Genomic DNA, 13594 nt, shown 5'->3' with positions numbered 1-13594 from the left:
AGTTGGAGGTGTCTGTTTTTATTTTATACCCGAGCTTATTGCATATCTTAGTATGAAAGTTTAATATGAATTTTGAAAACAAGGAATTTATTGGGTTTAAACGGAGGTTGGAGGAATATGAAACTGAATAGATGGAGGACACCAGATGAGTAATATCGCCCTGTTGTTTCCTGGACAAGGTTCTCAGATCATTGGGATGGGAAGAGACTTCTGGAATCAATTTGATGTAGCCAGGCATTTATTTGAAGAAGCTAGTGACGCTATTTCTTTCGATTTAAAAAAGCTGTGTTTTGAAGGAAACATGAATGAATTGACATTAACGATGAACGCCCAGCCCGCACTGTTAACCGTTAGTGTTGTTGCATTTCAGATCTATATGCAGGAAATTGGAGTGAAACCGGCTTATATGGCCGGGCACAGCCTGGGAGAATATTCGGCTCTCGTATGCGCGGGAGTTCTATCTTTCCGAGAGGCTGTTCAACTTGTAAGACGAAGAGGCATGATTATGCACAATGCAGATCCAGATCAACAAGGTACCATGGCGGCTATTTCCAATATCTCAATCGGTACGCTTCAAAAAATATGTGAAGAAGTGTCTATAAACGAACGACCTGTCTGTGTTGCCTGTATAAACGCGAACCGGCAGTTTGTTATTTCGGGCCACCGCCAATCTGTACAAGAGGTCATAAGAAGAACGGCATTCAAAGGAACAAAACATTCTTATCTTCAGGTATCCGGTCCATATCATTCTCCCATGATGGAAAATGCGGCAGAACAATTCAAGATTGAAATAGATCAATATCAATATGATCATGCAGCATACCCTATCATTTCCAATGTCACAGCGAAGCCCTATCCGTCGGACCAATCCGTTGTAGATTATTTGAATAGACAAATGACTTGGCCAGTAAGGTGGTTAGAGTCCATGCACTACTTAGTGGAACAAGGGGTTACGGAGGTCATTGAACTGGGTTCCAAACAAGTGCTAGTGAGTCTTATGAATAAAATAGCGAAGAACATTGTACCTTATTCTTTAGGTCAACCTTCCGATTTAACGATACTCGCGAACTCACAGGCAAGACAAGACAAACTCTTAACCATACGAAAACATAAGTTGTCTCAACTGATGAGCACAGCACTCACTTCACGGAATTACAGTCAGGACCCGGCAATATACAACAAAACAGTTGAGCCATTATTTCCTAAATTACAACGGATGAAAGAACAGCTAGACAATCCTCGCCATGAACTTAGCGAAGCTGAAATACAGGATTCAATTGTGCTGTGTGAGCTGATTTTTGCAGCCAAGCAATCCCCAATGAACGCAAAAGCGATGATAAGTACGATTTAGATTACTGGCTTCACCAATTGCTATACACTCCAGGTTGCCTCATCTGAGGCAGCCTATTTGGCATTGGATTTATACTGGATTTACTTGAAAATGTATCTATTTTATCAAAATGTGTAAATAGTCACTCTTCATCGAAAACTATATTTTACCAAATAGTAACAATAATTTTCTTGAAAATACATATATTTCTATGGTAAAATTTTGCAGTAAATATGTGTAACTAATTAGATAAGTTACACAGAGATGATTCATTTGGAGGAGAGATATGTATACCAGTCGATTTCAAACACTCGTAGACGTTATTCGCGACAGAAGTAATACAACAGACCGAGGTATTCGTTTTATTGATTCTGATAAAATGGAAACTTTGATGTCCTATCGTCAATTATTTAACGAAGCCAAAGGTTATTTGGGATATCTACAAGAAATCGGCATAAAACCAGGGCAGGAGATTATTTTTCAGATTCAAGAAAACAAACGATTTATTGTCGCATTTTGGGCTTGTATATTGGGTGGAATGATACCTGTACCTGTAAGTATTGGTGAAGATGAAGAACAAAATATGAAAGTATACCGTATTTGGGATTTGCTGAAGGACCCTTTCATGATTGCATCTGAGAAAGTGCTGGGTAAAATGAAAAATTTTGCTTTGGAGCATGAAATGTCAGATTTCCATCATCAGCTGGAGAAAAGAACGGATATAATACATGACCAGGTATATAAGTATGATGTTGTTAGATATAACGAGCCCAAGTCGGACGACCTGGCATTTATTCAATTCTCGTCTGGATCAACCGGTGATCCCAAAGGTGTTATGCTCACCCATCGAAACCTGATATACAATGCGTGTGCTGCAATCAATGGTACAAAAATCAGCTCGGATGATCGTTTCCTCTCTTGGATGCCGCTCACCCATGATATGGGTTTGATCGGATTCCACCTCGTTCCATTCGTGGCGGGTATTCATCAATATCTGATCCCAACGGAACTATTTATTCGAAAACCAATTCTATGGATGAAAAAAGTCAATCAACATAGAGCCACTATCCTCTCCTCTCCTAACTTTGGTTACAAGTATTTTTTGAATTTTTTCCGTGAAGACAAGGCCGATGGATGGGATCTATCATGTGTCAGAGTCATCTATAATGGTGCCGAACCTATATTACCAGAGGTTTGCCATGAGTTTCTGAATGTGTTATCAGCCTATCAGTTGAAGAAAACGGCTATGTTTACCGTGTATGGATTAGCAGAGGCATCCGTGGCAGTCTGCTTTCCTCCAACAGAGAAAGAATTTGCTGCGGTATATGTACACCGCGATCACCTGAATTTTGTTGAGCATGTCATTGAAGTCGAGAAGGATGCAGAGCATGTGGCATCGTTTGCTGTCGTTGGTCGAGCTGTGGACTATTGTCATGTCCGAATATGTGATGAGGATATGAATCCCGTTCCAGATTATGTTATCGGCAGGATACAAATTCAGGGAGATAACGTCACCCAAGGATACTACAATAATCAGATGGCAACCGAGAACGTATTTACTCGTGATGGTTGGGTAATTACAGGGGATTTGGGCTTTACCATGAACGGTTCTCTTGTGGTCACAGGACGAGAGAAAGACATTATCTTCATGAATGGTAAAAATATATATCCTCATGACATCGAGCGTGTAGCTATTCAATTGCACGAGATTGAACTCGGCAGAATTGCGGCTTGCGGTGTGTACGATTCGAATAGTCAGAGCGAAGAAATTATCGTTTTTGTCGTTTATAAAAAAAAGATCGAACACTTTCTGCCACTCGTAAAAGAAATTAAAAAGCATTTATATATCCATGGAGGATGGAGTGTCAAGGAAGTACTGCCTATTAAAAAATTACCGAAAACAACGAGCGGAAAAATTCAGCGCTATCAGTTAGCCAAGCAATATGAAGCTGGAAAGTTTTCAGTAGAATCTGCACTTATCCAAGAAGCACTTATGAAGGATACAGGAAGAGAAATGGAAACCGTTTCTGTTCAAGTCTTGGAACGGGAACTGATATCCCTATTTTCTGATGTTTTGGTGGGGAAAAGGATTAAAGTTGAAGATAGCTATTTCGATATGGGTGCAACTTCATTGCAGCTGGCCCAGATCGCTGAACGTATCGAAGAGAAATATGGAGAAGAGATAGCCGTTACGGATCTCTTTACCTATCCCTCAATAACGGATTTAGCAGGATATTTGGCTGGTAGTCGCAGTGAAAATAAAAAAGTCCACCCAGCTCGGGAACATGAGTCATCATCAAATGATATAGCCATCATTGGTATGTCTATGAATTTTCCCGGAGCATCGAATGCAAGTGATTTTTGGCGTGTCCTAGAAGAGGGAAAGCACTATATTCAGGATTATCCTGAGCATCGGATACAAGACGCAACGGATTATATTCAGTCCATTCGGAATGAAACGGATCAACTGGAATGGATCAAAGGCGGTTATTTAGATCAAATCGATCAATTTGATTATTCATTCTTTGGATTAACCCCGAGAACTGCCCAATTTATGGACCCGAATCAAAGAATGTTTTTGCAAACAGCATGGCATACGATCGAAGATGCGGGGTATGCAGGTGCAGGGATTAATGGCAGTCATGTTGGCGTGTATGTGGGTTATTCCAAAGTTGGGTATGATTATGAACGACTTATCACGGCAAGTTATCCTTCAGAGATCAAACACTATATTATTGGAAATTTACCATCTGTACTGGCGAGCAGAATCGCATATTTTTTAAATTTGAAGGGTCCGGCACTGACAATTGATACAGCTTGTTCTTCCTCGCTTGTTGCGGTTCATATGGCATGTAAAGGTTTGCTTGCAGGAGATTGTGAGATGGCTATTGCAGGAGGGATTCGAACCGCGTTGTTACCGATCAGTATCGGACTGGATATGGAATCTCCAGATGCATTGACACGAACGTTTAGCGAAGACGCGAACGGTACAGGCTTTGGTGAAGGTGTTGGAGCGGTTATGCTGAAGCCATTGCAACAAGCCATGCAGGACGGCGACCATATCTATGGCGTAATCAAAGGAAGTGCGATTAATCAAGATGGTAGAACGGTTGGTATAACAGCGCCTAATCCCGAGTCACAGACGAATGTCATTGAACAGGCGTGGAGAGAGGCTGGCATTTCACCGGATACACTGCATTTCATAGAAGCACATGGAACAGGCACCAAATTAGGTGATCCCGTTGAATTTAATGCTTTACGTAAGGCTTTTGAAAAATATACGGATCGAAAACAATTTTGTGCGATCGGGTCCGCTAAAACCAACATAGGACATAGTTTTGAAGCGGCGGGTATCGCCGGATTAATTAAATCTGTTCTCATGTTACAACATAGGACGATTCCGCCGTTGGTCCACTTTAATAAGCCTAATCCGGCACTGAAATTTGAATCTTCTCCTTTTTATGTGAATCAGGAATTGATGGCTTTGACTGACGAAGATCGACCTTTACGATGCGGGGTCAGCTCGTTTGGCTTCAGCGGCACAAACGCGCATGTGGTTCTTGAAGAATATGTTCCATCACAGACAGTACAACAAACATCGGATCAAGAGCCTCACCTATTTGTGTTATCTGCTCTTAATGAACGGGCACTGAATGACCTGATCAGAATGTATATTCAGTATATAGAAGAGCACAGCAACGTTAGCGTTCAACAAATCTGTTACACAGCAAGTAGGGGAAGGGCTAGTCTGGATTATCGGCTTGCCATCGTTGCAAAGAGTGCACAGGAACTGTATGGAAAATTGAAACAAATTGCACATGGAGAAAACAAGATTTCCGACGTTTATTTTGGCTATGCCAAAAAAGACAGGGCTATCGCTTCCGATCATCTCTATGCACTGCCAAAGGCAGAATCATTACGTTCATTCGGTGAGTTATTTACACAAGGGGCAGTGATCGATTGGGAGAGGCTGTACGAAGGCGAGATCATCCCTAAAATTCCATTGCCTTTATATCCTTTTGAGCAGAAAAGGTGTTGGATCGAAGTCAAACAACCGGTATCTGCAAAACATAAGGTAGAAAGGAATGGGGTTCCAATGGAGAAAAAAACAAACGATGTACAATTGAAAATTAAGACAAGCATCAGCCGCGCATCCGGTCTGAAACTGGCAGAACTAGATGAACATGCCCATTTTCTGCAGATGGGACTGGACTCCATCATCCTTGTGCAAATCAAGAAAGAGATATTAGACGGGTTTGGCCTGGATATTCCGATGGAGATGTTTTTTGAGAATCTTACGAATATCCATTCCTTAGTGCAATATGTGTCAGAGAATACAAAGGGTTTTGATATGTCTGCACACTTAGATGATGCGCCAGAACAGGAACATTCTGAACAACAACATCTTGCATCGGTGCCTCATACAAATCCGGCCAGATCATCAGCGAATTCAGACCAAATTGTGATGTCTGCCATTCAGCTGATGGAATCCCAATTAAAAAGTCTGAATTTGCTATTGGGTGAGCAAACAGCTGCTCAAGTGAATCATTCGCAAATGAAACATCCTAAACACGATGAACTCAATGAACTTAATGAACTCAATGAAGTTAAAAAGGTCAGAGAAGTGCCCAATATGGAAGCAAACAATGAAAATGGTAAGGGGATTCGAACGGAAAACGTTACATCTAATCTCGATTCCAAACAAATCAAGCCGTTTATACCGTATCAATCACTGAAAATTCAAGAAGAAAGTCCATTCTCAGATTTGCAGAACCAATATATTGAACAATTTATAGCCAAATATACTGCTAAAACCAAGGGCTCTAAGCTAAAAACCAATCAAACCCGTTATGTACATGCCAACAATCGTAATGTTGCTGGGTTTCGTTCTTATTGGAAGGAAATGGTGTACCCCATCATTGCTGCACGTGCTGATGGGTCCAAAATATGGGATGTAGACGGGAACGAATATTTGGATTTGACGATGGGGTTTGGTGTGAATTTGTTTGGTCATAATCCATCGTTTATTCAACATATTATGGCTGAGAGCATTCAAGGACAGATGCCTCCATTAGGCCCTATGTCCGATCTGGCAGGAGATGTTGCAGTCAAAATTTCAGAGCTGACAGGTGTAGAGCGTGTCGCATTTTATAATTCGGGTACTGAAGCTGTCATGGTTGCGCTTCGTTTGGCAAGGGCAGTAACGGGACGTTCCAAAGTTGTATTATTTTCCGGGTCGTATCATGGTACACATGACGGCGTATTAGGAGTAGCGGACCCCGGAAATATTTTATCTTCTGCACTGCCCATGGCTCCTGGAATTATGAAAAGTTCTATGGAGGATTTGATCATTCTGAATTATAACCATCCGCAATCCCTTGAACTGATTCGTCGTATGGGTGATGAATTGGCTGCTGTGCTTGTTGAGCCAGTACAGAGTCGAAGACCTGATCTGCAACCAACGCCTTTTTTACATGAACTTAGAGAGATTACTATACAATCTGGTACTGCACTTATTTTTGATGAAGTCATAACTGGATTTAGGATCGGATTGGGTGGAGCACAGGAATGGTTTGGAGTTCAGGCGGATTTGGTTACCTATGGAAAAGTGGTTGGCGGCGGGCTGCCAATTGGCATCGTTGCGGGCAAAGCTGAATATATGAATGCTGTAGACGGAGGCTCCTGGAATTTTGGTGATTCTTCTTTCCCTCCTGACGCAGACAAAAAAACCTTTGTTGGTGGAACATTCTGTACCCATCCGCTTACTATGCGAGTAACGTTAGCCGTACTGCAGCATCTTCAATCCGAAGCAGGAGTTTTATACGACGAATTAAATGAAAGAACAGATTATCTTGTAAAGGAATTAAATGAGTTTTTTAAAACATCGAATGTGCCTATGCAGATGGTGAACTTTGGATCACTGTTTAGATTTATTTCCTTTGGAGATATGGAGTTATTTTTCTACCATCTAATCCATAAAGGTTTATATATTTGGGAAGGTCGCAACTGCTTTATATCTACAGTTCATTCCATGGATGACATGAATACAATCATTAAGATTGTGAAAGAGACGATCAGTGAATTGCGGGAACTGGGCTTTATTCCTGGTGCTTCACCTGTTATGGAAATTGCCTTGTCATTGGAGCAAAAGCAATTATTACTAACTACACTACACGGTGAAGATGCAAATGCGGCATTAAATCAGAGTATTATTTTGAAAATGAAGGGCGACATGAACCCGTCCGCTCTAGAACAAGCTGTGAATCAGATCATACAGCGTCATGAAGCTCTGCGAACTGTTATTCATGCGGATCGTGAGACACAACAAATCAAGGAAGTAATGGAATTTCACTGCACATGGCTGGATTTCTCCATGTATGTTGGCGAGAAGCAAGAGCAGGAAATATCCGATTGGTTATCTAGCGACGCGAGTGAAGCATTCAATCTGCAATCAGGGGAACCTTTGTTTAGAATTACGTTGCTTAAACAGGCAGCGAATCAATATGTTATGGTGCTTACCTTTCATCATATTATTGCAGATGGCTGGTCGATTGCTTTATTTGTTCAAGAATTGGAACAAATTTATTCTTCTCTTATTCGAGGAACTCCAGTTCAATTGCCAGAAGCCACTCCATTTCGTCAGTATTTAACTTGGCAGCGGCTTCAACAGGGCAGAGGTGCGTATGACCAAGGGCTGCAGTTCTGGCAAAAGCAATTTTCCTTATCCTATCCGAACGTAGTTCTACCAACGGCACAGTCCGTTGAGGTGCAAAAGGGATATTCAGGCGCACGATACTCCATGAAACTGGATCATTCCTTAACAGCATCCTTGCGAGCATTAAGTATAAATAATAAAAACAGTTTGTTTGTCACGATGTTTGCCGCGTTTCATTTATATTTACATCGGCTCACAGGGCAGTCTCAGCTTGTGATCGGAGTGCCTACGGCAGGTCAATCTCATATGAGGAAAAATGCTTTGATGGGCAACTGCGTCAATATTGTACCTGTTCATCACAGCTTGTTAACGGAGCAGTCTGTTGCGGACCATATTGTTCAGCTTAAGGAGAAGTTGGCTCTTGTCATGGAACATCAGTATGTTCCATTAACGCTTGTATCCGAGCATCTTGCCTCTACGAGCGCACCGGAGACCCGCATCTTATTTAATATGGATCGAACGATTCATCACCTTCAATTCGATAATATTGAAACGAAGCTTGTGTCGTATCCGATCAAACATATTTCATATGATTTATTTCTAAATATTACGGATGTAAGCCATGAACTTTATCTCGATTTTGATTACAATACCGATCTGATTGGACATGAGATCATGAAATTGTGGTCTGAAGGGTTTATAGGTTTACTGCATCGTATGGTCAGTCGTCCTGAAGCTGAGATCTTGTCGTTGACATTATTTACAGATCAACAACAGGCACAATTAGACGATATGTACAATCAGTTTAAAACAGAACGTGCTGTTAGCATTAGGCATACTGCCGAGTTTGCGTATCCGCTCAATGATATTGAACGAAAGCTGGCGCGGATTTGGGAGGACGTATTGTCTCTGGATCAAGTGGGCAGAAATGATCACTTCTTTGATCTCGGAGGCAACTCTCTCCAGGCGACTGTGATGCTCACCAAAGTCCATCAGCAGTTTGCACAACATATTTCGATCGTTCAATTATTCAAGAATAGACATCTGAAGGAGCTTGCCAGTCTGATTACAGACGAGAACGTAAGCCCAATCGTTCCGATTAGACCACTGGAGGTCAAAGAGCTTTACGAGACTTCTCCTGCACAACAACGAATCTATTTTCTGGATCAATTTGAGCCCAATAGTGTGTTCCAGAATATGTGCGGTCATCTGACCGTTAGAGGAGATATAGATGAAGCTAGATTAATTGATGCATTAGAACAAATGGTGAAGCGTCACGAAGCTTTTCGCACCAGTTTTCATCTGGTTGAAGGAGAACTTTATCAAGCCATTGCCCCATCGATTGATTTTCAAGTGAAACGCTCGGAGCAAAGCTATGACTCATTTGAACAGCATATCAAGGCGTTTACCAAACCGTTTAATTGCTCCCAAGCTCCGTTAATACGTGCGGAATTCATTCGTGTTAACGATGATCATGCAGAGATTCTCATTGAGATGCATCATATTATATCCGACGGCTATTCCGTTGGTATTCTAACGAATGAACTTATCGATGCATATGACGGAAGAAACATGCCGAAAATCAAGGTTGAATACAAGGACTTTGTTGCTTGGCAGAAAGACTACATGACAGGTGAAAACTACAGTCAGCAGGAGAAATATTGGCTGGATCAATTCAGTGGGGAGATACCTAGTCTGAATCTGCCTACCGATTTTGTTCGAACACCCTATGTGACTTCGGCTGGTTCAAGACTGTCTTTTGTTTTGGATCACCACTTGAAGGATTCGCTGAACAGTCTTGCCAAACAGACAGGCACCACATTGTTTATGGTGTTGTTAGCCGCGTATAATACGTTGCTTCATCGGTATACGGCTCAAGAGGACATTATCGTAGGGACGCCAACCTCAGGAAGAAATCATCCAGATGTTGAGCGTATTGTAGGTGTCTTTATTCAGACGGTAGCGATTCGAACACAGCCTAAGGCAAATAAGTCGTTCCGATCCTATCTCGAGGAGATCAAAAATCAATCCCTCGATGCATTGAACAACCAAGACTATCTATTTGACCATCTTGTTGAAAAATTAAACATACATCGCGAGTCGACAGGAACAGCATTATTTAATACCATGTATATTTTTCAAAATACAGCGTTGAACCAAAGGCAGGAAAAAGATTGCAGTTTCAAAGTGAGAGAGAGCAATGTCGGCGTATCATTATATGATCTGATGTTCATCGTTGAAGATGATCACGAGTGTCTGGAGATGCACTTGAATTATAAGACAGATCTATTTGAACGGAATACCATCGACCGAATGAAGACACATCTGCTGAATATCCTCAGAGACATCGTGATCGAACCGGATGTTGTATTGTCTGATATTCAAATGCTGTCTAAACAGGAGCAGTACGTTCTATTACATGATTTTAATGATAGCGCAATCGACTATTCCCGGGATCAGACCCTTCAGGAACGCTTCGAGGCACAGGTAGAACGATCACCTGACCAATTGGCTGTTAGTTATGGTAATCAGCAGCAATTAACGTATCGTCAATTGAATGAACGGGCGAACCAGCTGGCATATACGCTAAGAGCTGAAGGGGTATGCGCGAATCAACTCGTAGGCCTTATGACAGAGCGTTCCATGGATATGATTGTTGGTATCTTGGGCATTATCAAAGCGGGCGGGGCATATGTACCGCTTGATCCGGATTCTCCTGAAGAGCGTATCCAGCATATCTTGCGTGATTCAGGAGCAATGGTTTTGGTCACACAAGAGCATCTGAAACAAAGGATCATTTTCGATGGGAAAATTATGGATTTAAACGATGAAAAAAGCTACGCATCTAATCTCTCCAACTTAGAACGGGTAGGAGATTCCAGCCAGCTGGCATATGTAATCTATACTTCCGGTACAACGGGGATGCCAAAAGGCGTCATGATCGAACATCGTCAGGTTCAACATTTAGTTACCTCGCTGTTCAGCCAGGTTATGAATGAATCACATAACGGTATGCATGTTGCAGTACTAGCTCCTTACTATTTCGATGCATCGGTCAAACAGATTTTTGGCGCGCTGCTGTCGGGACATGCCTTGTTTGTTGTAGACAAGGAAACGGTTGGGGATGGACAAGAGCTAATGAATTATTACAAGCGGTATGAAATTGAGGTAACCGACGGTACACCTGCTCACCTGAAATTGCTTGCCAGGGCAAGAGACGTTCACGGAAGTTCATTAAAATATATGCTCATTGGCGGAGAGGCTCTTTCTCAGCAAAGTGTGGCTGAATTCACTGCTTTATTTTCACTCCACCATTCGCTGCCAACCATAATTAACGTTTACGGTCCGACTGAATGCTGTGTCGATGCTGCGACATATCGTGTTGTTCCGGAGGAGTTGGATACAGAAAACAGAAAAAATCATCTGCCGATTGGCCGAACATTAGGCAATAACCGTCTGTATGTATTAAACAATCATGAAAAGGTTCAGCCTGTGGGTGTTGTTGGGGAATTGTGCATTTCAGGTGACGGAGTAGGTAGAGGATATTTGAACTTGCCTGAACTGACAGCAGCAAAATTCGTGCGTGATCCCTTCGTCCAAGGAGCGACGATGTATAAGACGGGAGATCTGGTGAGATGGCTACCGGACGGCAATGTCGAGTATTTGGGGCGAATCGATCATCAAATCAAGATTCGAGGCTACCGAATTGAAGTGGGTGAAGTTGAAGCAGCATTATTACTTGTACCAGGTGTGAAAGAAGTCATCGTGATCGCACATGAGGATGAGAACGGAGACAAATCTCTATGTGCCTACTTTACGGCGGATTCCGAAAAGACCGTTAGAGAGTTGAAACAAAATCTCGCTGCCCTGCTGCCCAATTATATGGTTCCAGCTTACTTTATAGAGCTCGATAATATGCCTCTGACCTCCAATGGGAAAATTAATCGACGTTTACTCCCGCCTCCACTAGAAAACATACAAACGGGAAGTGAATATATCGAACCCCGAACATCCTTGGAAAAAACGTTACTACCCATTTGGGAGGACGTACTTGGTATAGATAAAATCAGTATAAGAGACAGTTTCTTTGATGTAGGAGGCAACTCTTTACGCGCGACAAAGCTGGTGTACAAAATCAATCAAAACCTGAGTGTTCGTATCTCAGTCAGAAACGTATTTGAATGGCAGACGATAGAACAAATGGCCCAGTACATTAATCAGATGGAGCAGCAGGTTAACCAGCCTATTGCACAAGCGACGGAAAAAGAATATTATCCTATTTCTTCTGCACAAATGAGAATGTACATTATGAGCATGAAAGCCGGTGAGGAGCTCATCTACAACATGTCAGGCCTGTTTATGCTGGAAGGAGCGCTGGATCGGACACGATTGGAGGCAGCTTTTCAGCAGTTAGTAGATCGTCATGAATCGCTCCGGACTGCTTTCAAAGTCATCCAAGGAGAACCCAGACAAATCATATATCCTGAAGTGAAGTTTGTCATTGAATCCATTCAGGCAGTGGAAGAAGAGGTGGAAGACCAGGTAGAGAAGTTTATTCGTACCTTCGATCTGGGACAAGCACCGCTTATGAGAGCAGGGCTGATTAAACTGCGACAGGATTGCCATGTACTGTTAGTGGATCTGCACCATATCATTGCAGATGGACTATCTGTGCAGATTCTAATGTCCGAACTCGGTCAGTTATATCGTGGAGAAGAGCTATCTCCTCTTCGAATTCAATACAAGGATTATGCGGAGTGGCAGCAATTCCAACTTCACAGTGATTGGATGAAAAAGCAGGAGCGGTATTGGCTCGGGGTCTTCAGTGAGCAAATTCCTCTATTGGAATTGCCAACAGATTATGAAAGACCCGAATCGCTGCGTTATGAGGGGGATTTATTGGAAATTGCTGTGAACGAAGACCTGGCCATAAGCCTGAGAAAATTGGAAACTCAGACGGGAGCAACGTTATACATGATCCTGCTCGCGGCTTATACCATTTTGTTGTCTAAATATAGTGGACAAGAGGATATCATCGTGGGTATGCCGATTGCGGGAAGAACACATGCGGAGCTGGAGCCGGTGATGGGCATGTTCGTGAATACACTTGCTGTTCGAAATCAGCCTGCAGCGGATAAAACATTTGCAGTATATCTGCTGGAAGTTAAAGAACATATGCTGAACGCTTATGAGAATCAGGATTATCCGTTTGAGGAATTAATCAAAAAAGTTAATCTGACCAAGGATGCACGGCGGAACCCGCTGTTTGACACGATGTTTGTATTGCAAAATTCAGGTCCGTCAGAGATGCATATGGATGGTCTCACCTGTATGCCAGTTGCTCCAAATAATCGCGTATCCAAGTTTGATTTAACACTGTATGTTACCGAGTCGGATCAGCAGATTGATGCCGCTTTTGAATATAGCACAATTCTATTTGAAAAAACCACGATTGCAGCCATGTCACAACACTTGCTTCTAATTCTGACAACGATAGGCTGTGAACCTCATATTGAAATCAATCAGATTAAATTCCCTGAAGAGGACATGAATGAAGGTACACTGGCCGATCTGATCGAGATGGATTTTTTCTAAGTGAATATAAAATA

At 42.2% G+C, this 13594-nt stretch carries 2 protein-coding genes; both read left to right on the top strand.

Going from position 1 to position 13594, the window contains the following annotated elements; genetic code table 11:
• The first annotated feature begins 145 nt into the window (after positions 1-145).
• Positions 146-1351: an ACP S-malonyltransferase gene (gene fabD / locus EC604_RS19680; protein WP_123065786.1), complete on the top strand. Its 1206-nt coding sequence runs from the start codon at positions 146-148 to the stop codon at positions 1349-1351.
• Between the two features lie 265 nt (positions 1352-1616).
• A complete protein-coding gene (locus tag EC604_RS19675) occupies positions 1617-13580 on the top strand; it encodes a non-ribosomal peptide synthetase (RefSeq protein ID WP_123065785.1) in 11964 nt (3987 codons plus the stop codon).
• Positions 13581-13594: the final 14 nt, after the last annotated feature.

It is taken from the genome of Paenibacillus amylolyticus, from assembly GCF_003719335.1.
GTDB classification, from domain to species: Bacteria; Bacillota; Bacilli; order Paenibacillales; family Paenibacillaceae; genus Paenibacillus; species Paenibacillus amylolyticus_D.
This window is presented reverse-complemented; position numbering and strand designations above follow the sequence as displayed.

Excerpts from the sequence above, each read along its gene's own strand:
- EC604_RS19675 (WP_123065785.1), top strand. The coding sequence starts at position 1,617 with ATGTATACCAGTCGATTTCAAACACTCGTAGACGTTATTCGCGACAGA.
- fabD (WP_123065786.1), top strand. The coding sequence starts at position 146 with ATGAGTAATATCGCCCTGTTGTTTCCTGGACAAGGTTCTCAGATCATT.